Below are 21,705 nucleotides of genomic sequence, written 5' to 3' on the forward strand. Positions count from 1 at the left end.
CTCCGCCCATGCCGAGAAGGCCGCCCCACACCGTGTCGCCGAAGGCCGAGACCGGCGCTGCCGACGGTCGCTCAGTGGAGGACCGGGGGGACCTCCGACCACACGACGCGCTCGTTCACGGTGGGTGCGGCCGGGATGCGCCCTGCGCCGTCGGGCTCGGGGATCGCCGCGAGCAGAGCCTGCGTGTACGGATGCTGCGGAGCGGACCACACACGGTCGGTCGGGCCCGACTCGAGCACACGACCCGCGAACATCACGAACGTGCGATCAGCGATGCGCCGCACGACGGCGAGGTCGTGCGAGATGAACAGCATCCCCGCGCCCGACTCCGCGACGAGGTCGCGCATGAGCCCGGCCACGCTCGTCTGGGTCGAGGCGTCGAGCGCCGAGATCGGCTCGTCGGCGACGAGCAGCGACGGCCGCGCGGCGAGCGCCCTGGCGATCGCGAGACGCTGCTTCTGTCCGCCCGAGAACTGGTGCGGGAAGCGCGTGGCGACCTCGGTCGGCAGACCGACCCGCTCGAGCCACTCCGCCACGGTCGAGCCCTCGGCGCCGCGCGCTCGGGCGGTCGCGATGCCGTCGGCGATCTGGTCTCCCACACGGCGGCGCGGGTTCAGCGAGGTCGACGGATCCTGGAACACCATCTGGATGCCGGTGAGAGCGAGGGCGCGGCGGCGGATGCCGAGCGGGGTCACGGGTGCGTCGCGGAAGAGCACCTCTCCCCCGGCGAGCTTCTCGATGCCGACGACGGCGCGGGCGAGACTCGACTTGCCGCTGCCGGACTCTCCGACCAGCGCCACGGTCTCACCCGGGGCGACGCTCAGCGAGACGGTGTCGACGGCGACCACCGGCGGGTGGCCGGGGTAGCGCACCACCACGTCGCGCGCATCGAGGACGGCGATCTCACTCATCTTCGGCCTCCTCATCGGCATCCCGCTCGCTGTGCTCGGCATCGGTCTCGATCTTCGATCCAGGCAGGGCCGCGAGCAGCGTGCGCGTGTATTCGTGCTGCGGTGCACGGAACAGGGTCTCGCGGTCGGCCCGCTCGACGATCTGCCCGTTCTTCATCACCGCGACCTCGTCGGCGATCGCACTCATGACGCCCAGGTCGTGCGTGACGAGCAGCACCGCGAGGTCTCGTTCGATCGCGAGGTCGCGCAGCAGTCGCAGGATGCCGGCCTGCACGGTGACGTCGAGTGCCGTGGTCGGCTCGTCGGCCAGCAGCACCTCGGGGTCGCACGCGAGACTGCAGGCGATGGCGATGCGCTGGCGCTGACCTCCCGAGAACTGATGCGGGTAGCGCTTCAGCGCGGCGTCCGGGTTCGGCACCTGCACGGTCTCGAGCAGCTCGATCGCCCTGGCTCTGGCGGCGTCACCGCGCAGTCCCAGGTGCACGCGCATGTGATCGGTCAGCTGGCGCCCGATCGGCAGCTGCGGGTGCAGCGACGCGGACGGATCCTGGAAGATCATCGCGATGCGCCTGCCGCGGATGCGGTTGAGCGCCCGGCGGCGCATGCCGACCAGCTCCTCCCCGGCGAGCGTGATCGACCCGCCGGTGCGGGCCTGACGCGGCAGGAGTCCGAGCACGGCGAGCGAGGTGAGCGTCTTGCCCGATCCGGATTCGCCGGCGAGACCGTGGATGCGCCCGGCCTCGAGGTCGAGCGAGATGCCGTGCACGAGCGGACGGCCGATGTCGATCGTCAGGTCGCGGATGCTCAGCGCGGGCGTGCGCACGGGGGCGGTCGCGGGGGCGGTCATGCCGTCACCCCCTTCGCGGATGCCACGTGCTCGGCCTGCTTCTCGTGGGTGACCTCGGCCGTCGGGTCGAGGATGTCGCGCATCGCGTCGCCCAGGAAGTTGAAGGCGAGCACCACCGTGAGGATCGCGAGACCCGGGAAGACCCCGAGCCACCAGGCGTCGAAGTTCTGCATCGCCGCGGAGATCATCGATCCCCACTCGGCGGTCGGTGGCTGCGCGCCGAGACCGAGGAACGAGAGTCCCGAGAGCAGCAGGATCGCCGCACCGATGTCGAGCGTCGCGAGCACCAGCACGGGGCCGGCGATGTTCGGCAGGATGTCGATGAACAGCGTCCGCAGCGGCGAGTGGCCGAGCAGACGACCCGCGATCACGTAGTTCTGACCGCGGAGTCCGAGCACGATGCTGCGGGTGACGCGCGAGTACTGCGGCCACGAGACCACGATCGCCGCGATCACCGCGTTGAACAGCGAGGGGCCGAGCGAGGCGGCGACCACCATCGCGAGGATGACCGTCGGGAAGGCCATGAACAGGTCGGTGATGCGCATGAGCGTCTCATCGACCCAGCCGCCGAAGTAGCCCGCGAGCGCGCCGATCACGGTGCCGATGACCATCGCCGCGATCACGAGCATGAGCGCGAGCGGGAGGCTCACGGTCGCTCCGGTCATGAGGCGCGAGAAGATGTCGCGCCCGTTGCCGTCGGTGCCGAGCAGGGTGTCGATGCCGGGGGCCTGCAGGCGAGGGAGCACCTGGGCGTTGGGACCGTACGGCACCCACCACTGCGCGGTGAAGGCGACGATGATCCAGGCGCCGGCGATCACGGTGCCGATCACGCCGAGGGGCGTGCGCCACGCGCGCGGCCAGCGGAAGCGGAACCGCCAGGGGCCGGATGCCGAGTCGATGCGGCTCATGCGATCCTCACTCTCGGGTCGAGGACGCCGTAGAGCAGATCGACGACGAAGTTGATGAGGAGGTAGATGACCCCGACGACGAGACCGACGCCCATGATGCCGGGCAGGTCGAGGTTCGCCGCCGAGTTGTAGGCGTAGGTGCCCAGGCCCGGCCACGCGAACACCGACTCGACGAGCACGGTGCCCGAGAGCAGCGAGCCGAAGGCGACACCGACGACGGTGAGGATCGGCAGGGATGCTCCCCGCAGCACGTAGTCGAGGATCACGCGCATCGCGGGAAGGCCCTTGGCCCGGGCGGCCCGCACGTAGTCGCTGCCGAGCACCTCGAGCACCGACGTGCGGATGAAGCGGGTGAGCAGACCGATCGTGACGAGCGACAGCACCATGACGGGAAGGGCGAGGTGCGCGAGAGCATCCGCGAACCCGACGCCGTCTCCGTTGAGGAGGTAGTCGACCGTGTAGAGCCCGGTGATGCGCGGCGGCGGCGTGATCGACGGCGAGATGCGCCCCGACCCCGGCGCGATGCGCAGTTCGAGGAAGAACACATAGAAGCTGACGAGCGCGAGCCAGAAGGTCGGCACGCTCAGCCCGATCAGGGTCACGATGCGGATGACCTGATCGGTGACGAGTCCTCGGCGGTACGCGGCGAGGGTGCCGAGCACGACGCTCACCGCGAGGCTGAGGATGATGGCGCCGATGGCGATCTCGATCGTCGCAGGCACCGCAGTGGCGAGGTCGCTGGTGACCGGACGACCGGTCACCAGCGACGTGCCGAGGTCCCCGCGGAGCAGGTTCCCCATGTAGATGAAGTACTGCACGAAGAGCGGCTGATCCAGGCCCTGGGCCTTGATGAACGCCTCGCGCGTCTCGGGATTCTGGGATGCCCCCTCACCCAGCGCCGCCGACACGGGGTCGCCGGGCACGAGGTTCGTGAGTGCGAAGGTCACGATCGTGACCCCCACGAGCAGGAGCAGCGAAGTGCCGATCCGGCGCAGCAGGTATCCGACGAGCGGCGACCTGCGACGCTGTGACTGCCGTCGCACGGCCACCGTCGTCATGAGTCGGCGCCGCTCAGCCGGCGGGCGTGATCTCGGCGATGTCCATCTCCCACACCGAGTTGTACACGGCACCGGAGACGGCATCCGCCGTGGCGATGTTGCGACCGGGGACGATCAGCGGCACGAAGGGACCCTCGGCCTGCATCGCCTCGGCGAACGCGGTGAAGGCCTCGCTGCGCTGCGTCTCGTCGGTCGCCGCTGCGGCACCCGCCGCGATGCCCGCGATCTCGGGGTTGGCCTCGGCCGCCCAGCCCGCGCGCAGACCGACCTTGAGACCGGGAGCGAACGGGAGGAAGTTCGCGGAGTCGGCGTAGTCGGGACCCCAGAACCAGAGGCCGAAGCCCTCGGTGCCGTTGACGTAGGCGTCGAGCTCGGTCGCGAACGGCGCCGGGGCGAGTTCGACGGCGATGCCGGCATCCTCGAGCTGGGCCTGGACGCGCTCGGCGAGCGGGGTGAACTCCACGCCGCCGACCGGGTAGTCGTTCGGGAACTGCAGCTTCAGGGTCTGACCCGTGTAGCCGGCCTCGGCCAGAGCCGCCTTCGACTTCTCGAGGTCCTGCTCGACACCGGTCTCGAGGGCGCCCTCGAATCCGGGCGGGATGACGCCGGTCGCCTGCACGGCGCCGGACCCGGCGAGCTCGAGCAGCGCGTCGTAGTCGAGCGCGTAGCGGATCGCCTCGGCGATCTTCACGTTCGCGAGGTCGCCGCCGACGGCCGACGACTGGTTGAGCAGCAGGAAGATGGTCTGGCCGGACGGCACCGAGTCGACCTGCAGTCCGTCGCCGAGACCGGCGACCTGGTCTCCGTTGAGGTCCATCGCGACCATGGAGTCGCCGCCCTTGAGGTTCGCGAGCTGCGTCGCGCTCTCCGAGACGTTGCGCACGACCACGCGGCCGTATGCGGCCTCCTCGTCGCCGTTGTACTCGTCGCTCTTGGTGAGAACGACCTGCGACGAGAGGTCGAGGGTGTCGAGCACGAACGGACCGGAGCCGGCCGACGTGCCGTCGAGGAACTTCTGGGCGCTGTCGGATCCGTCGATCGATCCGCCGTTCTCGATCACGACGTCGGAGTTGACGATGCCGAGGGCGGGGTTCGCGAGGATCGCGGGCAGCTGCAGCAGCGGGGTCTCGGACGTGATCGAGATCGTCGTGTCGTCGACCTCGGTGATGGTCAGGCCGCCCAGGAGGAAGTTCGGCTTGGCGTCGGTCATGCCCTGGATGCGCTGCAGGGTGAAGACGACGTCCTTGGCCTCGATCGGCGAGCCGTCGGAGAAGACGCGGTCGCCCTCGAGCGTGAAGGTGAACTCGGTCGCCTCGTCGTTCTGCTCCCACGAGGCCAGGCCGGGGACGGGGGTCGAGACGTCGGATCCCTCGAAGTCGACGAGGGTCTCGTACAGCGCCTTCGCGATCATGTTGCCGGTCGGGTCGTAGGTGTGCCCCGGGTCGGCGGTCTCGATCGAGAACGCGGTGTCGATGACGAGCGAGTCGGAACCGGAGGACTCACCGCCGTTGTTCGCCGAGTTGCCACCGGAGCAACCAGCGAGAGCGAGGAGCGCGACGGCTCCGATCGCGATGACGGACGTGCTGCGACGTGACGACATATGGGCCTCCAAGGGCGAGGAGTTCATCGGGTTCGGTCGACGCCGGGTGGACGACCGGTGATCAGATTCGCATTGTATGGGACTATGTGTCCAGCAAGATTGCAGACGTCACCACAGTCTGTCCAAGACCCCGCCCGTGAGGAGCATTGTGTCCACCAAGAGCGACGAAGCTGCGAGGCAATCTGGACGAAGTGCCGCCCCGCTGGACGACATCGGATACAGAATCCTCGAAACACTCCGCGATAACGGTCGGATCTCGATCGCCGCTCTCGCCGAGACCGTCGGCATCTCGCGCGCCAACGCCTACACCCGCGTCGAGAACCTCATGCAGGACGGCGTCATCACCGGGTTCAGCGCGCAGGTCGATCAGGCCAAGGCGGGACTCTCCATCGGAGCGCTCGTGTTCGTCACGGTGCATCCGCAGGCCTGGGCGTCGTTCCGCGACCGCATCGTCGAGATGCCCGACGTGGAGTGGTGTGCGATCACGACCGGCGAGCACGACGCCATGCTGCTGATCCGGGCGGTCGACGTGAGCGGGGTGCACGAGTTCTCGACCGGGGTGATCGCGCAGCTGCCCGAGGTGCGCACGGTCGTCAGCGTCGTGGTGCTCGACGAGGTCGTCCGACGCTCGTTCCTGCTGCCGTCCGACCTTCCCGAGCGCGAGCCGCAGGCGCCGCTCGGCATGACGCGGTGGACGCCGGCGTCGCCCGGACGAGACACCCTGCCGCCGCGCTGATCGCGGCGGGGGCTCGGCGCGCGGCTGCGCTCAGCCCGCGGAGACCTCTTCGCAGACGCTGAGCTGCGGCAGTCCGTGCATCTCGTAGTGCTCGACCAGGCGGATGCGTCCGTCGTCGGTCAGCTCGAGCTCGCTCTCGCCGTCGCCCGTCACCACGGTGCCGTCCGAGACGAGCACGTGCACGAAGGAGACCCAGATCGTGTCGCCCGTGCGGGTGCCGACGAAGCGCCCGAAGGTCACGGTGTCACCGGAGTAGTCGCCCCAGATCGCCCCGTCGCGCTCCTGGTAGACGAACTCGCTCGGTGCGTCGGGGTCGACCGCCGAGGTGGTCGAGGAGACCATGCGGAACCGGCGGCCGTCGAGCGAGGGGAGGGATGCGGAGGAAGTCACGTTCCGATTATGAGGGCCGCGGCCCGCCGCGGTCAGACCCCGAACTCGACCGTCTCGGACCCGCGCGCTGCGCGCCGATCAGGTGAGACGAAACGCCGCGGCGAGGCGCAGGCCATCGCGATTCGTCCGTCGTGTCATTCCAGGTCGAGGCGCAGCAGCTCGGGCATGCGAGCCGTCTCGGCGCGCACCGTGAGCAGGAAGTCGCCGTAGTCGGGGGTCATCTGCACGCGGTTCGATCCGAGGATGTGCGTGGTCGACCGTCCCCCCGCACGCTCGAAGCGGATGCGCCGCACCGGGTAGCCGGTGGGCGTGAGCCAGATGCGGGTGAGCTGCGCGAACGGCACATCCACGTCGTCGAGGCGGATGCCGTGGTGGCTGACGGTGAGGTGCCCTGGGATGCGCGTGCGCACGCGCTGCCGCTGGATCGCGCCGATCAGCAGCCCGATGCCCGCGACGCCCGCGAACGGGATGAGCAGCACGAGTGCGGAGAGCTCACTGTCGAGGAAGCCGGGCGTGAACGCCAGGGCCGTGGCGGCCGCGGCGACGACCAGCAGCACGATGGCGGCGATCGTCAGCCCGGTCGCGAGGGCGCGCTCCTTCGACGAGTCGACGGTGAACGACGAGGGCAGCTGGGCACGGGCGCGCGCCGCCTCGACGGGATCGGCCGGCGCCGGCGGGGCGATCGGGGTGAGCACGGCCATGAGCTCGTTGAAGGTCGACCGCGTGAACCCGGGCAGATCGACCGTGATCTCGCGACCGGCGCTGTAGACCACGAGGGCGCGGGTGATGCCGCTGCGGATGCCGTTCGTGCGGTGTTCGGTGATCTTCGACCGGAACGCCGTGGTCGAGCGGTCGTACGTCTCGCGGTTTCCGGCCCGACCGATCTCGACGGTGTCGGGGCGCACCACGATGCGGGTATTGCGCAGCCACAGCATCGACGTGCACACGATGCCGGTCAGCACGATCGCCGCGACGAGCACGATGATCCCGCGGGTCTCGATGTCCATCGTGCGCGGCAGCATCCGCGGCAGGATGAACAACGCCGCGGCGGAGAGCACCGCCGACAGCACGACCGCTCCCACCGCCGAGCGCACCGGATGACGCCGGAACACCTGCGCGCTCGTCACCACCGAGACTCCATCGACCATCGGACGCCCTCCCCCATCACACCCTCGCTGCGCGGTCGCCGCGTCGGCGATCTCGCGCACTTCTCCGCATATTCTGGCGTCTTCGACGCGTCCGTGGGTGAAGCGATATCTCGCAGGTACCGTGGAGCGCATGCAGTGGACCTCTGACACCTCGGCCGGAGACTGGCTGCGCGAGCGCCTCGACGCGTCCGCGAACGCGACCATGCACGCCGTCGTCCCGCACGGTTTCCCGGCATACGCTCGGGTGCTGCATCCGGCGACCGTCCGCTCGCTGCCCGACCGGCCGGTGCCGTCGTCCGACGAGTACGAGCGGATGTCCGAGGCCGCACGACAGTCGCTGTACGACCAGTACGTCGACGAGCCGGTGACGTGGGCCGAGACGGCAGCCGCCTTCGGCACGACCCTGCATCCGCTCGCCCAGTGGCAGCGCATCGTCCGCACGCCGCCCGGCGGCGACTGGACCGTGCGCCTCTCGCCGGACGGTCGCGAGTTCACGGGTCCGATCGAGGGCGAGATCCCCGCGGATGCACTCGCGATCATCGCCTCGCACCTCGTCGCGCACACGACGACTCCGGATGCCGGGTTCGCGGCGCTCTGGGAAGGTCGGGGCGGTCTGCTCGGGCACCTCGGCCACTCGCCGTCACGGGCGTTCCTCCCGGTCAGCGACGATCCGAATCATCAGGCCATGCTCGACCGCAGCATCCACGACCCGTTCAACACCGTCTTCCGCAAGCCGACGTGGCAGGAGGGCATCCTGTCGCGCGAGGTCTCGGAGGGACCGCGCCTTCGCCTCCCCGGGCGCGACCACGTGCTGTTCCGCGGCGCCGTCAGCGACTTCTCCGACCCGGACTGGAACCTCCACGTCCCCTGGCGCGACCGGGAGGCCGAACGGCACGGGTTCCCTCCCGCGGCGCAGAGCCCCAGCCTCGTCTGGCCCGACGACCGCGCCTGGGTGCTCGTGACCGAGGTCGACCACGACTCGACGCTCGTCGCCGGCTCGGTCGAGCTCATCGCGGAGATCTGCGGCGATGACCGACTCGAAGCCCTCCCCGTCCCCGAGAACGCCGATCTGTCGTGGGATGCGGACGAGGTGAACCGATGAGCGCACCGCAGCCCGGTCCGTCGTTCGACGCCAGACCGCTCACCGATCCCGTGGATCCGAGGGCCGTCGGCGCGTTCGCCGCCGAGCTCCGTTCGCGAGGAACCTCGGGCGTCTCCGCCTCGTCGATCATCGCGATCGTGGTCTTCGGCGTCGTCTTCCTCGTCGCGATGAGCTTCGTCGGCGCGACCATGGTCTCGATGTTCACCGATCCCGGCCCTTCGTCGATCGTCGGGATCGGCATCCTCGCCGCCGCCGTGATCGGGATCGTCATCGCCGTGGTCGGCTGGCGGCGATCACGGGTCGCGCGCTACCGCCTCGACGCCTTCGCGCGGGCGAACGGCATGACCTACGAGGCACGCGTCGCCGAGCCGCGCCTGCCGGGCATGGTGTTCGGGCTCGGTCGAGCGCGCGTGGCGACCGACCTGGTGCGCGGCAGCCATCCGCGCTTCGTGGAGTTCGGGAACTACCAGTACACGACCGGATCGGGCAAGAACTCGACCACGCACCGCTGGGGCTACGTCGCCGTGAAGCTCGACGTGCCGCTGCCCAACATCGTGCTCGACGCGAAGGGCAACAACGGGTTCGGCTCGAACCTGCCCGCCGCGTTCCAGCGCGAGCAGCGCCTGTCGCTCGAGGGTGACTTCGATCAGTACTTCACGCTGTACTGCCCGACCGGGTACGAGCAGGACGCCCTCTACCTCTTCACGCCCGACATCATGGCGCGGTTCATCGACAATGCCGCCGAGCTCGACGTCGAGATCGTCGACGACTGGCTCTTCCTCTATACGCAGCGCAGGGTCACGAGCCTCGACCCTGCGACCTGGGCGTGGCTGTTCGGCGCCGTCGGTGCACTGATCACCAAGTTCGAGCAGTGGGCGCGCTGGCGCGACGACCGCCTGCTCGCCGAGCGGGCGGCCACCGAAGGGGCGGCATCGGATCCGACGACATCGGGCGCGGCATCAGCGGCATCCGGGGCGTTGCCGTTCGCGCCTCCCGCGGGTCTGCTCGCACCCCCGCCCGGTGTCGCGCAGCAGGGCCGTCGACTCAAGCGCAGCGGCCGCTGGCTGCCGATCGTGTTCGTGATCGGCTTCGCGATCCTCTGGATCTGGCTGCGGTCGTTCTGAGCGGCACCCGAGGGCGGGTTGTGGGGGTGGGTGCTGACTGGGGATCAGCGCTCCCACCCCATCCCCCCTCGGGATCAGAGGGAGATCTGACTCTCCCTCCGCAGGACGGTCGAACCGTCCGACGCGGGGTCAGCTGGGGACTGACATATCAACGCGTCACGCATAACGGTATACCGCAGGACGTTGCACGAAATTGCGGCAAGCGTTTTCACACACCCCAGCGTGATGCACCTGCGAATCCGGTAGCGAAACCACCTTCCTGCCTTCAGTTTCGTGTACTCGGCGTTCTGTCGCTCGACCTCGCCGAACCGTCGGGCCGGGGTGTCGCCGCGGAGGATCGCGGCGTCGGGAAGTGATCGCGGCCGTGACGCGTTACCCCTCGTGACGGTGACGGGGCCGCTCTCCTCTGCATGCACAAGAATGGAAATGATGTCTGAACGCGAAGCCCACACCCTCTGGCAGCACTCCCGTCGTGAATCGGTCACGGGGCCGACCGGCAACCTCGCACTGGTCGAGACCCGGTGGACCGGCGATCGGCCCGACCTCGCCGCGGCGCAGGATGCTGCCGCCGAGACGGTCGTGGCGACCCCGATCGAGCGCACGGACATCGAGACCGGTCGCGCCGAGCACGGACTGCGCCTGTGGGATGCCGATGCGCCCGCGATCCGCGCGTTCGACCGCATCGACACCTACGAGTACGACCCGGCGTGGGTGCTCGAGGGCCACTTCACCCCCGTGTCCGACGACCGGAAGGTGTCTTTCGAGCACATCCGCGACAACGGCGGCACGCGCGAGCTCGTCGTGCCCGGCGACATCCGCCTCGAGCTCGACGGCCGCGAGTACACGCTGGCCGCGTTCGACGACGGCGGCACGCTGCTGCTCGTCTTCGGCGACGAGACGAACGGCTCCGAGACCTATGGGTCGGGGCGCTTCCTGTTCGTGGAGCTGCGCGACGACGAGGGCACCGTCGTCCTCGACTTCAACCGGGCGTTCGTGCCGCCGTGCGGATTCAGCGCCCAGTACAACTGCCCGCTGCCGCCGGCATCCAACCGCTTCCCCCTGCCCATCCGCGCAGGCGAGAAGAACGTCGTCTTCCGCGACGGCTTCGACATCTACACGGCGTGACACCCGACTCGCCTCACCCGCTCACCCTGCATCACCCGCTCACCCTGGAGTACTCATGAGAAGAACCCGCATCCTCGGCGCGCTCGGCGCCGTCGCCACGCTCGCCCTCGTGGCCGGCTGCGCCTCGGGGGCGACCGACGACGCCTCGAGCGACGACGCCACGATCGCGATCGGATCGCTGTACGAGCCCACCAACCTCAGCAACACGCAGGGCGGTGGCCAGGGCGTGACCGAGGCGCTGACCGGCAACGTCTACGAGGGTCTCTACCGTCTCACCGACGACGGCGAGGTCGAGCCGCTTCTCGCCGACGACGCCCAGGTGTCGGACGACGGTCTGACCTACACGATCACGCTGCGCGATGACGTGACCTTCCACTCCGGCGACCCGCTCACCTCGGCCGACGTCAAGTCGAGCGTCGAGGCGGTCACCGCCGAGGACTCGGTCTCGGCGCGCAAGTCGAGCTTCGCGACCATCGCCGACATCGCGACCCCCGACGACCAGACCGTCGTCTTCACGCTGTCGCAGCGGTCGATCTCGTTCCTCTACAACCTCAGCTACGTCTGGATCGTCAACGACGAGGCCAGCGACATCACCGCCACGGAAGACGGAACCGGCCCGTACACGCTCGACGAGTGGAAGAAGGGCTCGACCCTGACCCTCACCCGCTGGGACGACTACTGGGGCGAGCAGGCCAAGAACGGCGAGGTCGTCTACACGTACTTCACCGACGCGACCGCCGAGAACAACGCGCTGCTCACGGGCGAGATCGACGTGATCACGAGCGTGCAGAGCCCGGACTCGCTCGCGCAGTTCGACAACGACGACTACGTGATCAGCGAGGGCACCTCGACCACGAAGGAGCTGCTCGCGTTCAACGACCGCGTCGCCCCCTTCGACAACGCCCTCGTGCGCAAGGCGATCTACTCGGCCGTCGACACCCAGAAGCTCCTCGACTCCATCTGGGGCGACTACGGCACGCTCATCGGCTCGATGGTGCCGCCGACCGACCCCTGGTACGAGGACCTCACGAGCGTGAACCCCTATGACGTCGAGCTGTCGAAGGACCTGCTCGCCCAGGCCGGATACGCCGACGGCTTCACGTTCACGCTCGACACCCCGAGCTACGACCCGCACCCCGCCGTGGCGGAGTTCCTGCAGTCGCAGCTCGCCGAGGTCGGCATCACCGTCGAGATCAACACGATCAGCGCCGACGAGTGGTACACGAAGGTGTTCAAGGAGCAGGACTTCGAGGCCACTCTGCAGGAGCACGTGAACGACCGCGACGTGGTCTGGTACGGCAACCCCGACTTCTACTGGGGCTACGACGACGCCGAGGTCCAGCAGTGGGTCGCCGAGGCCGAGCAGGCCGCGACGACCGACGAGCAGACGGCGCTTCTGAAGAAGGTCAACGAGAAGATCGCCGAGGATGCCGCGAGCGTATGGTTGTACCTGTACCCGCAGATCGTGGTCGCCTCGAGCGACCTCAGCGGGTACCCCGTCAACGGCCTGAACTCGCAGTTCTTCGCCTACGACATCGTCAAGTCCTGACGCGCGAGGGGGATGCCGCGCGTCGGCATCCCCCTCGTCCAACCTGAGAACTCATGCTCGCCTATCTGCTGCGCCGCCTCGCGTTCCTCGTGGTGTCGCTCGTCGTCGCGATGATCGCGATCTTCGTGCTGCTGCGACTGCTGCCCGGCGACCCGGCGAACGCCCTGCTCTCGGTCAACGCGACCCCCGAGCAGATCGCCGCCGCCCGCGCCCAGGTCGGCTCCGATCAGCCTCTCCTGCAGCAGTTCACGACCTGGGCGGGGCAGCTCCTGCGCTTCGATCTCGGTGAGTCCTTCCTGAGCTCGCGTCCGGTCGGCCCCGACATCGCCGATCGCCTCGCCGTGACCCTTCCGCTCACACTGATCGCCTTCATCGCCGCCCTGCTCGTCTCGCTCGTGATCGGCATCACCGCCGCGGTCAAGGCCGACCGCTGGTACGGCGTCGCACTCTCGGGCTTCGCGCAGCTCGGCGTCGCCGTGCCCGTCTTCTGGGTCGGCGTCGTCCTCGTCTGGATCTTCGCCCTCGGCCTCGGACTGCTGCCGTCCGGCGGGTTCCCGCGCGACGACTGGGAGGACCCCGCCGACGCCCTGCGTTCGCTCGCGCTGCCGGTGATCACGATCGTGATCGTCATGAGCGCGTCCCTCAGCCGCTACGTGCGCTCCGCCACGCTCGACGTGCTGGGCAGCGACTACCTGCGCACCGCTCGCGCCGGAGGCTCGGGCATGGCCGAGGCGCTCGTGCGTCACGGCGTGCGCAACGGCGCCGTGCCCGTCGTCGCGATCCTCGGCATCGAGCTCTCCACCACGCTGCTCGGCGCCGTGGTGGTCGAGAGCGTCTTCACGCTCCCCGGCCTCGGCAGCCTGCTGCTGTCGGCCATCGAGCAGCACGACTTCCAGGTCATCCAGGGGGTGCTCGTCGTCAGCACCCTGTTCGTGCTGCTCGTCGGGTTCGCCGCCGACATCGTGCAGCGCCTGATCGATCCGCGTCTGCGCACGAGCGTCTCGGGCAACAGGTGAGCCGCGTGGCCGAGCAGCTGATCACCGGATCCGTCCCCGCGCGGCGCCGCCCGAAGGCGACCCTGCTGATCGGACTCGTGCTCACGGGGCTCGTCGTGCTGACCGCGCTCGTCTCGCTGTTCTGGCTGCCGTACCCGCTCGCCGACACCAGTGGCAGCCGTCTCGAGGGCCCCAGCGCCCTGCACCTGCTCGGCACCGATCGGCTCGGACGCGATCTGCTGTCGCAGCTCATGTGGGGCGCCCGGATCGCCCTCATCGTCGGCACCTGCTCCGTCGCGATCGCGGCCGTGCTCGGCACCATCATCGGGCTCATCGCCGCGTTCTCCCGCCCCTGGGTCGACGACACCCTCTCTGCGGGGCTCGACGTCGTGATCGCCTTCCCCGTGCTGCTGCTCGCGATGCTCGTCGTCGCGGTGCAGGGCGCGTCGCTGTGGTCGGCCGTGCTCGCGATCGGCCTGGCGATGTCGGCGGTCGTCGCCCGTCTCACCCGCATCCTGTCGCGCCGCGTACTGCAGGAGCAGTTCGTCACCGCGGCGCGCACGAGCGGCACGAGCGTGCTCGGCATCGTCGCCCAGCACGTGCTGCCCAACATCGCGCCGACTCTCGCCGTGAGCCTCGCGCTGCAGTTCGGCGCCGCGGTGCTCGCCGAGGCGAGCCTGTCGTACCTCGGTCTCGGCGCTCCGCCGCCCAACGCCTCGTGGGGTCGCATGCTGCAGGAGGCTCAGGGCACCGTGCTCACCGCTCCCGTCGGCGCGATCGCGCCCGGCATCGCCATCATCGCCCTCGTGCTCGGAGTGAACTTCCTCGCCGACGGCCTGCGCGACCTCGCCGACCCGACCCGCAGGAGGAGCCGATGAGCATTCTCGAGGTCTCGGGTCTCACGATCCGCTCGACATCCGGTGCCCTCGTGCGCGATGTCTCGTTCTCGCTCGACCCCGGCGAGCGCCTGGGGCTGATCGGCGAGTCGGGGTCGGGCAAGTCGCTCACCTCGCTCGCCGTGACGGGCCTGCTGCCGGATGCGCTCGTCGTCGCCGGATCGGTGCTGCTCGACGGGCACCAGGTGGTGGGCACACGGGATGCCGATCTGAGGCCGTTGCGCGGACCCGTTGCGCAGATCGTCTTCCAGGAGCCGCTCACCGCGCTCGATCCGCTCATGAGGGTCGGCCGCCAGATCGCCGAACCGCTGCGGCGCCACCTCGGGCTGCGCGGTGCCGAGCTGCGTTCTGCCGTCGCGGCGGCGCTCGACGAGGTCGCGCTCGCCGATCCGCGCATCGCGCGCGCGTATCCGCATGAGCTCTCGGGCGGACAGCGCCAGCGCGTCGCGATCGCGATCGCCCTCGCCGCCCAGCCCCGGCTGCTCATCGCGGATGAGCCGACCACCGCGCTCGACGTCACCGTGCAGAACGACGTGCTCGCTCTTCTCGAGCGCCTGGTCGCCGAGCGCGGCATGGCGCTGCTGTTCATCAGTCACGACCTCGCGGTGGTGTCGCGCATGGTCGAGCGCATCGTGGTGCTGCGCGACGGCCTCGTGGTCGAAGAGGGCCCGGTGACGCAGGTCCTGCAGAACCCGGCCGAACCGTACACGCGGATGCTGGTCGACAGCGCCCGCGCGCTCGATGCGTTCCTCGACGCCCGGGAGGCCGGCGCATGAGCCTGCTCGAACTGCGCGCCGCCGGGTTCGCCTACGGATCGCGGCGCGTGCTCGACGACGTCTCGCTGAGCCTCGACGAGGGCGACTCGCTCGGCCTCGTCGGCGAATCGGGCGCGGGCAAGTCGACGATCCTCCGGCTGCTGCTCGGCCTCTCGGCACCGCGTGACGGCCAGGTGCTGTTCGAGGGAACTCCACTCTCGCTGCGCGATCGCGCGCAGATGCGACGTTTCCGGGCGAGCGTGCAGCCCGTGTTCCAAGACCCGTATTCGTCGCTCGACCCCCGTCAGCGCATCGACCGCATCATCGGCGAGCCGCTGCGCTCGCTCGGCCTCGCCTCCGGAGCCGACGCCCAGCGCCGCATCGCCGAAGCGCTCGAGTCGGTCGGGCTTCCCGCCGACACCGCTCGCCGCTACCCGCACGAATTCTCGGGCGGGCAGCGCCAGCGCATCGCGATCGCGCGGGCCGTGGTGTCGCGTCCTCGGGTGCTGCTCGCCGACGAGCCGGTCAGCGCCCTCGACGTCACCACCCGCGTGCAGGTGCTCGGGCTGCTCGACCGCCTGCGCCGCGAGAACGGCCTGTCGCTCGTGATGGTCTCGCACGACCTCACCGCGATCGCCTCGGCCTGCGACCGCACGGTGGTGCTGCAGAACGGGCGGGTCGTCGAGCAGGGCTCCACGGCATCCGTGCTGCACGCCCCGCAGGACCCGTACACGCGCGCGCTGGTCGACGCGGTTCCGCGCCTGCCCCGCTGACGACGGGCGAGGCCGCCCGACGTCTGGCCTGTATCCACCCTGATCTCAGGCTGCTCGTCCCTCAGCCTGCCGATCCCGCCAACCCGAAGTACTCCAGCTCCGCGTCGTTCAGCATCCGCGAGCGGATCAGGAATCGCATCCCCGTCGGGCCCTCGACCGAGAACCCGGCACCGCGGCCCGGAACGACGTCGATCGTCAGGTGCGTGTACTTCCAGTACTCGAACTGCGACTCCGACATGAAGACCTCGACCGGGGCGTCGAGCCCGACGTCGAGCGCGCCCAGCAGCACGTCGCCGGGGCCGGTGATGAACATGCCCACGGGGTAGCACATGGGCGACGAGCCGTCGCAGCATCCGCCCGACTGATGGAACATCAGCGGTCCGTGCTGCACGGTGAGATCGCGGACGAGGGATGCCGCGGCATCCGTCACGTCGACCCGCTGGTAGGTGCCGATGCTCACCATGGTTCGTGCCTTCCTGCAGTCTTCGGAGCAGATGGTGCCGGGCGGGCGCTGAGGGTGCAGCGCCCGCCCGGGGTCGAACTCAGAAGAAGCCCATCGGGCCCTCTGCATACGAGACCAGGAGGTTCTTGGTCTGCTGGTAGTGGTCGAGCATCATCTTGTGGTTCTCGCGTCCCACTCCCGACTGCTTGTACCCGCCGAACGCGGCGTGCGCCGGGTACTGGTGGTACGTGTTGGTCCAGACGCGGCCGGCCTCGATCGCCCGTCCTGCTCGGTAGGCGGTGTCGCCGCTGCGGCTCCACACCCCCGCGCCCAGGCCGTAGAGGGTGTCGTTCGCGATCGAGATCGCATCGTCGAAGTCGTCGAACGAGGTGACCGAGAGCACCGGACCGAAGATCTCCTCCTGGAAGATGCGCATGTCGTTCGTGCCCTCGAACACGGTGGGAGCCACGTAGTAGCCCTCGCTGAGGTCGCCGCCGAGGTCGACGCGCTCCCCACCCGTGAGCAGCCGCGCGCCACCCTGCGTGCCGATGTCGATATAGCTGAGGATCTTCTCCAGCTGATCGTTCGACGCCTGAGCCCCGATCATCGTGGCGGGGTCGAGCGGGTTGCCCTGCACGACTTTGCCGACCCGTGCGAGTCCGTCGGCGAGGAAGCCGTCGTAGATCGACCGCTGGATGAGCGCGCGAGAGGGGCAGGTGCAGACCTCGCCCTGGTTCAGCGCGAACATCGTGAAGCCTTCGAGCGCCTTGTCGTAGAAGGGGTCGGCGGTGTCGCGGGCGACGTCCTCGAAGAACACGTTCGGGCTCTTGCCTCCGAGTTCGAGCGTGACGGGGATGAGGTTCTGCGACGCGTACTGCATGATCAGCCGACCCGTCGTGGTCTCCCCCGTGAAGGCGACCTTGCGGATGCGCTTGTGCTGCGCGAGCGGAGCGCCCGCCTCGATGCCGAACCCGTTGACGATGTTCACGACACCGGCCGGCAGCAGGTCGCCGATGATGTCGAAGAGGAACAGCAGGGATGCCGGAGTCTGCTCCGCCGGCTTGATGACGACGCAGTTGCCTGCGGCGAGCGCCGGCGCGAGCTTCCACACGGCCATGAGGATCGGGAAGTTCCACGGGATGATCTGGCCGACCACGCCGAGGGGCTCATGGAAGTGGTACGCGACCGTGTTCTCGTCGAGCTGGCTGATGCCGCCCTCCTGCGCACGGAGCACACCGGCGAAGTAGCGGAAGTGATCGACCGCGAGCGGGATGTCGGCGGCGAGCGTCTCGCGCACGGGCTTGCCGTTCTCCCAGGTCTCGGCGACGGCGATCTCCTCGAGGTGCTGCTCGATGCGGTCGGCGATCCTGTTGAGGATCACCGAGCGCTCGGCGGGGCTGGTCTTGCCCCAGCTCGCGAAGGCCTTCCAGGCGACGTCGACCGCGCGGTCGATGTCTTCGACGGTGCCTCGACCCACCTCGGTGAACGGCTTGCCGGTCACCGGGCTGACGTTGTCGAAGAACTGCCCCTTGACCGGATCGACGAACTCCCCGCCGATGTAGTGCCCGTACCGGGGGCGGTAGTTCGCGATGGCGCCCTTCTGGCCGGGAGCGGCGTAAGCGGCGGATGCGGGTGCGGTGGACACGTCTTCTTCGACGATGGTCATCGGTGACTCCTTCGACGGGCCGCGGCTCCGATGCCGTGCGGCTGATGGGTCGACGGTACGTCGCGCGACGTTGCGCCAGGATGCGCAACGTTGCGGGCAGTTGCGCGGGGTCAGCCGGCTTCGATGCGCTCGATCCGGGCCACCAGACCGGCGCGCTTCGGCGACCGCGCCGGCAGCATCTCCAGGGCGAGGCGCAGCGCCTCGGCATCCCCCTGGCCCTCGGGGATCTCCCCATAGGCGAGCAGCACGTCCAGGCTCGCCTCCGACAGCATCGCCTCGCGCAGTGCCCCGCGCACCCCCTCGCGGAAGTCCTCCACCCCCGGCGAGGTCGATTCGGGCAGCACCGGTCCGCGGTACGAGGTCAGGGCGACGCGATGGGCGCCGCGGTCGAGCAGCGAGAGCACGTCGTGCGCGTCGGTCTCGAGCGGCACGGGCAGTCGGTAGGGACGCGACTCGGGGACCAGGCCCGGTGCGTGCTTCTCGAGCACCTTGCGCAGGCGCACCATCTCGGGCCGAAGGGTGTCGGGGGACCCCTCATCGCCGTAGACGAGCTCCGCGAGCCGCTCGGCCGACAGGCCCTGACGGTGCACGGCGAGCATGAGCAGGATCGCCGCGTGGCGGGCGCTGAGCTCGATCATCGATTCCTCGAGCTCGGTCTCGACCTCGAGGCGCGCGCGGTCTCGACCGAGCACGTGCAGGGTCGCTCGGGCGGTCGGCTTGGCGCGGGAGGTGATCAGGGTCGATCGACGGGTGTCCGTGCGCTCACGCAGCCGGGCGACCATCAGCTCCGACTCCACGGCGCGGGCGGTCGCGTCGACCAGCAGACGGGCCTGCGTCGACACGGCCTCGTCTCCGCCGGTGATGTCGATCACGCCGAGAACCCGGCGCGTCTCGGGATCGCGGACAGGTGCCGCGGTGCACGACCACGGGTGCACGAGGCGGTTGTAGTGCTCCGCGCCGCGGATCTGCACGGACTGCCCGAGGGTCAGCGCGGTTCCGGGTGCGGTCGTGCCGACGGCATCTTCGGCCCAGTTCGCTCCGGCGACGAAGCCCATCCCCTCGGTCAGCGATCGCAGCTGCCGGTCGCCCTCGATCCACAGCAGGCGTCCGGCGTGATCGCCGACGGCGATGACCACGCCGGAGTCTTCGGATTCGCCGGGCAGCAGGAGCGTGCGGATCATCTCCATCGCGGAGGCGAGCGGATGCGCGCGCCGATAGGCCTCGAGCTCGTCGCTGTCGAGCTCGACCCGCGGAGCCCCCTCGGGACCCACTCGTCCACGCCAGGAGCGGACCCAGGACTCGCGTACGAGCGGACGGACCTGCAGCAGCCGCTGGTCGTCGAGATTGCCGGCGATGAGCTCTTCGTGTGCACGCTCGATCAGCAGCCGGGATGCACCCGGCGAACCTGCGCGTGACTCCTGCCACGACCCGACCACGGCCTCTCCCATCGTCGTCGGTGGAGCGTGATCTCAGCATAGGAGTCGGATGCCGCCGACGACACCCCGATCCGGCGCGCCGGAAATACACACCACGCACTACTGTGCACTGCGTGGTAGTGTGCAGTGCATCAAAGGAGGTCCGATGGACACCACCCAACTGCTCAAGGGCGTGCTCGACGTGGCCGTGCTCGCGGTGCTGCGTGCGGAAGACGGGTACGGCTACGACATCGTGCGCCGGCTGAGGGACGCCGGCCTCGGCGACGTCGGCGACGCCTCGGTCTACGGAACCCTGCGGCGCCTGTACGCGGCCGGCAGCCTCTCGAGCTACGTCGTCCCCTCCGAGGGCGGCCCGCACCGCAAGTACTACGCGATCAATCCTCAGGGTCGCGCGGCGCTGGAATCCCAGACCGTCACCTGGCTCGACTTCGCCGGCGCGATGTCAGCCCTGCTCTCGACCGACACCGCCGGACCCACCACGATCGGAGAGACCCGATGAACGACACCGCCGTCACGCTCGACGAGCAGATCCGCTCCTTCGCCGCCGCGGTCCGCGCCCATCTCGACGATCTGCCCGCCGACGAGCTCGACGAGATCGTCAGCGGTCTCGCCGCCGATCTCACCGACCAGGCGGCAGACAACGACGGCGTCCTCGATGTCGGAGACCCGGCCGCGTATGCCGAAGAGCTGCGAACAGCCGCAGGGCTTCCCCCACGGACCGAGACGCGGCGGCGAGCGCCCCTCGGCGCGCGGATCCGGGGCTGGCGCGACCGCACGGCGCAGGGCATCCGGCGCAGCGCGATCGGGGCATGGGTGCTCGATCTGCTGCTCGTGCTGCGTCCGGTGTGGTGGGTGCTGCGCGGCTACGGCATCTACGTCGTCGTCCTGGCCGTGATCATCACGAAGGTGGGCAACGGGGGAGCCCTCGACCATTGGATGATTCCCGACACAGCGCTCGAATGGGGCGCTGTCGCGGTGCTCGCGGTCGTGAGCGTGCAGTGGGGGCGCGGCCAGTGGCTCCCCAAGAACGCACTCCGCCACATTCGCACCGTGTCGAGCGTCGTGGCGCTCATCGCTCTCGTCATCACGCTGCCCGCCGCTTTCACACCGCGAGTCGAGTACGTCGGCGACGAGTACGGACTGCAGAGCGGCCTGCGCCTCGACGGCGTGCAGATCAACAACATCTTCGCCTTCGACGCCGAAGGCAACCCGATCGACCAGGTGCAGCTCTTCACCGGCAAGGGCACGCCGCTCAATCTGTACGGGGCGAACGGTGGACAGGTCATCTACACCGATGCGAACGTCGCGATCGAGGTCGGGCCGCAGGACGACGGGTTGCAGGTGACCATCCCCGTCGACGACTACCGGGGCAAGCCGATCTGGAACATCTATCCTCTCGACGAGACCGACCTCGATTTCGACACGTATCAGCCGGACCTGTCGGCGATCAAGCGTCCCGAGCCGCCCTTCCAGAAGGCTCCGAGCATCGACGCGGCGAACCCGACGCCCTCGCCGACGCCGTCGCCCGCAGACGAGGCGGCGCCGTCGCCGACCGAGACACCGGCTCCGTGACCGCCATGGACGAGCGCATCATCTCGATAGACATCACGCACCTGGTGCGGGAGGCCCTGCGACAGTCCACCGACGCGGGCGAACCCGCTCAGCGCAGCAGCCCCGCGACGAGGGCGTCGATCGCGTCGTCCGTCGACGAGTCGGGGTCGATGGGCGCGGTCAGCCGATCGAGCAGCAACCCGTCGATCGCGTAGTGGAAGAGGGCGATCTCCCGCCGACCGCCGGGTAGCCCGGCCGCGGTGTTGAACGCCACGTCCGCATCGAAGCCGGCCCGCTGCCACGCTCCGAGCACGGCGGCGACCTCGGGGCGGCGCGCGGCCTCCAGCCGCAGCTCGAACAGGGCGAGCGTGACGTCGCGGTCGGCCATGAGCCGTCGGACGATGTCTCGCACGTAATCGGCGAACAGCGGGGGGCCGGGCTCGGCGCTCTCCCGCCTGCGCAGATCTTCTTCGGAGGGTGCCAGGCGCTCCCCGATCCGCTCGACGAGCCCCTCGAGCAGAGCCCGCCTGCTGCGGAAGTAGTTCGACGTGGTGCCGGTCGGAACCTCGGCGGCGGCATCCACCGCGCGATGCGTGAGTCCGCGCGACCCCTCCTGCGCGAGCACGGCGAGTCCTGCATCCGCGAGGTGTCGTCTTCGGGAGTCGTTCTTCGCCATGACGACACCCTAGCGCG

At 69.5% G+C, this 21,705-nt stretch carries 22 protein-coding genes; 11 read left to right on the plus strand and 11 right to left on the minus strand.

Translation table 11 applies throughout. The annotated features are described in order from the left end of the window. Positions 1–71: 71 nt before the first annotated feature. Genes HWD99_RS07220 through HWD99_RS07240 form a run of 5 tightly spaced genes read right to left on the minus strand, consistent with a single transcriptional unit; the run spans position 72 to position 5,324 of the window. Positions 72–911, minus strand: coding sequence for an ABC transporter ATP-binding protein (locus tag HWD99_RS07220; RefSeq protein ID WP_241795554.1), 840 nt, complete (start codon positions 909–911; stop codon positions 72–74). Further along, positions 904–1,758 carry an ABC transporter ATP-binding protein gene (locus tag HWD99_RS07225; RefSeq protein ID WP_241795555.1) on the minus strand — a complete coding sequence of 285 codons (855 nt, stop codon included), beginning with the start codon at positions 1,756–1,758 and terminating at the stop codon, positions 904–906. Before HWD99_RS07225 ends, HWD99_RS07220 begins: the two co-directional genes overlap by 8 nt. Next, positions 1,755–2,666, minus strand: coding sequence for an ABC transporter permease (locus HWD99_RS07230; RefSeq protein ID WP_241795556.1), 912 nt, complete (start codon positions 2,664–2,666; stop codon positions 1,755–1,757). Before HWD99_RS07230 ends, HWD99_RS07225 begins: the two co-directional genes overlap by 4 nt. Next, complete coding sequence (locus HWD99_RS07235; protein ID WP_194764339.1) at positions 2,663–3,724, minus strand: ABC transporter permease; 1,062 nt, start codon at positions 3,722–3,724, stop codon at positions 2,663–2,665. The genes HWD99_RS07230 and HWD99_RS07235 overlap by 4 nt, the downstream gene beginning before the upstream one ends. A 13-nt stretch (positions 3,725–3,737) precedes the next feature. Next, positions 3,738–5,324 (minus strand): ABC transporter substrate-binding protein, encoded by a 1,587-nt coding sequence (locus HWD99_RS07240; protein ID WP_241795557.1) that lies wholly within the window; start codon positions 5,322–5,324, stop codon positions 3,738–3,740. A gap of 148 nt (positions 5,325–5,472) precedes the next feature. Between HWD99_RS07240 and HWD99_RS07245 the strand changes: the two genes are divergently transcribed. Then, complete coding sequence (locus HWD99_RS07245; protein WP_241795558.1) at positions 5,473–6,060, plus strand: Lrp/AsnC family transcriptional regulator; 588 nt, start codon at positions 5,473–5,475, stop codon at positions 6,058–6,060. Between the two features lie 30 nt (positions 6,061–6,090). Here HWD99_RS07245 and HWD99_RS07250 read toward each other — a convergent pair whose 3' ends face one another. After that, positions 6,091–6,450, minus strand: coding sequence for a hypothetical protein (locus tag HWD99_RS07250; protein WP_241795559.1), 360 nt, complete (start codon positions 6,448–6,450; stop codon positions 6,091–6,093). A gap of 134 nt (positions 6,451–6,584) precedes the next feature. Continuing rightward, entirely contained in the window at positions 6,585–7,598 is a 1,014-nt protein-coding gene (locus tag HWD99_RS07255; protein ID WP_241795560.1) for a hypothetical protein, read from the minus strand. 130 nt (positions 7,599–7,728) lie between these two features. Here HWD99_RS07255 and HWD99_RS07260 point away from each other — a divergent pair, with 130 nt between their 5' ends. From HWD99_RS07260 to HWD99_RS07295, 8 genes are all read left to right on the plus strand, one after another. Further along, entirely contained in the window at positions 7,729–8,700 is a 972-nt protein-coding gene (locus HWD99_RS07260) for a hypothetical protein (protein WP_241795561.1), read from the plus strand. Beyond that, positions 8,697–9,824: a DUF3137 domain-containing protein gene (locus HWD99_RS07265; protein WP_241795562.1), complete on the plus strand. Its 1,128-nt coding sequence runs from the start codon at positions 8,697–8,699 to the stop codon at positions 9,822–9,824. Before HWD99_RS07260 ends, HWD99_RS07265 begins: the two co-directional genes overlap by 4 nt. A 429-nt stretch (positions 9,825–10,253) precedes the next feature. After that, entirely contained in the window at positions 10,254–10,949 is a 696-nt protein-coding gene (locus tag HWD99_RS07270; protein ID WP_241795563.1) for a DUF1684 domain-containing protein, read from the plus strand. A 55-nt stretch (positions 10,950–11,004) separates the two neighbouring features. After that, positions 11,005–12,498, plus strand: a complete 1,494-nt coding sequence (locus HWD99_RS07275; RefSeq protein WP_241795564.1) for an ABC transporter substrate-binding protein — start codon at positions 11,005–11,007, stop codon at positions 12,496–12,498. Positions 12,499–12,551: 53 nt separating this feature from the next. Then, positions 12,552–13,514 (plus strand): ABC transporter permease, encoded by a 963-nt coding sequence (locus HWD99_RS07280; protein ID WP_241795565.1) that lies wholly within the window; start codon positions 12,552–12,554, stop codon positions 13,512–13,514. Positions 13,515–13,519: 5 nt separating this feature from the next. Continuing rightward, positions 13,520–14,371 carry an ABC transporter permease gene (locus HWD99_RS07285; RefSeq protein ID WP_241795566.1) on the plus strand — a complete coding sequence of 284 codons (852 nt, stop codon included), beginning with the start codon at positions 13,520–13,522 and terminating at the stop codon, positions 14,369–14,371. Beyond that, on the plus strand, positions 14,368–15,165 hold the full coding sequence (locus HWD99_RS07290; protein WP_241795567.1) for an ABC transporter ATP-binding protein: 798 nt from the start codon (positions 14,368–14,370) through the stop codon (positions 15,163–15,165). The genes HWD99_RS07285 and HWD99_RS07290 overlap by 4 nt, the downstream gene beginning before the upstream one ends. Further along, the gene (locus HWD99_RS07295) at positions 15,162–15,917 is read left to right on the plus strand and encodes an ABC transporter ATP-binding protein (RefSeq protein WP_241795568.1); all 756 of its coding nucleotides are present in this window, start codon (positions 15,162–15,164) and stop codon (positions 15,915–15,917) included. The genes HWD99_RS07290 and HWD99_RS07295 overlap by 4 nt, the downstream gene beginning before the upstream one ends. A gap of 61 nt (positions 15,918–15,978) precedes the next feature. Here the strand turns inward: HWD99_RS07295 and HWD99_RS07300 are convergent, their stop codons facing one another. From HWD99_RS07300 to HWD99_RS07310, 3 genes are all read right to left on the minus strand, one after another. Further along, positions 15,979–16,380 carry a DUF779 domain-containing protein gene (locus tag HWD99_RS07300; RefSeq protein ID WP_241795569.1) on the minus strand — a complete coding sequence of 134 codons (402 nt, stop codon included), beginning with the start codon at positions 16,378–16,380 and terminating at the stop codon, positions 15,979–15,981. Between the two features lie 79 nt (positions 16,381–16,459). Further along, the gene (locus HWD99_RS07305) at positions 16,460–18,025 is read right to left on the minus strand and encodes an aldehyde dehydrogenase family protein (RefSeq protein WP_241795570.1); all 1,566 of its coding nucleotides are present in this window, start codon (positions 18,023–18,025) and stop codon (positions 16,460–16,462) included. 110 nt (positions 18,026–18,135) lie between these two features. Next, the gene (locus tag HWD99_RS07310) at positions 18,136–19,473 is read right to left on the minus strand and encodes a GAF domain-containing protein (RefSeq protein ID WP_241795571.1); all 1,338 of its coding nucleotides are present in this window, start codon (positions 19,471–19,473) and stop codon (positions 18,136–18,138) included. Between the two features lie 133 nt (positions 19,474–19,606). On the opposite strand from HWD99_RS07310, the gene HWD99_RS07315 reads away from it, so the two are divergent. Both HWD99_RS07315 and HWD99_RS07320 read left to right on the plus strand, forming a co-directional pair. After that, on the plus strand, positions 19,607–19,960 hold the full coding sequence (locus tag HWD99_RS07315) for a PadR family transcriptional regulator (protein ID WP_241795572.1): 354 nt from the start codon (positions 19,607–19,609) through the stop codon (positions 19,958–19,960). Next, positions 19,957–21,033, plus strand: a complete 1,077-nt coding sequence (locus tag HWD99_RS07320) for a hypothetical protein (RefSeq protein WP_241795573.1) — start codon at positions 19,957–19,959, stop codon at positions 21,031–21,033. Before HWD99_RS07315 ends, HWD99_RS07320 begins: the two co-directional genes overlap by 4 nt. Before the next feature lie 88 nt (positions 21,034–21,121). Here the strand turns inward: HWD99_RS07320 and HWD99_RS07325 are convergent, their stop codons facing one another. Beyond that, positions 21,122–21,688 (minus strand): TetR/AcrR family transcriptional regulator, encoded by a 567-nt coding sequence (locus tag HWD99_RS07325; protein ID WP_241795574.1) that lies wholly within the window; start codon positions 21,686–21,688, stop codon positions 21,122–21,124. Positions 21,689–21,705: the final 17 nt, after the last annotated feature.

This window comes from Microbacterium sp. C5A9, from assembly GCF_022627955.1.
Taxonomy (GTDB): Bacteria; Actinomycetota; Actinomycetes; order Actinomycetales; family Microbacteriaceae; genus Microbacterium.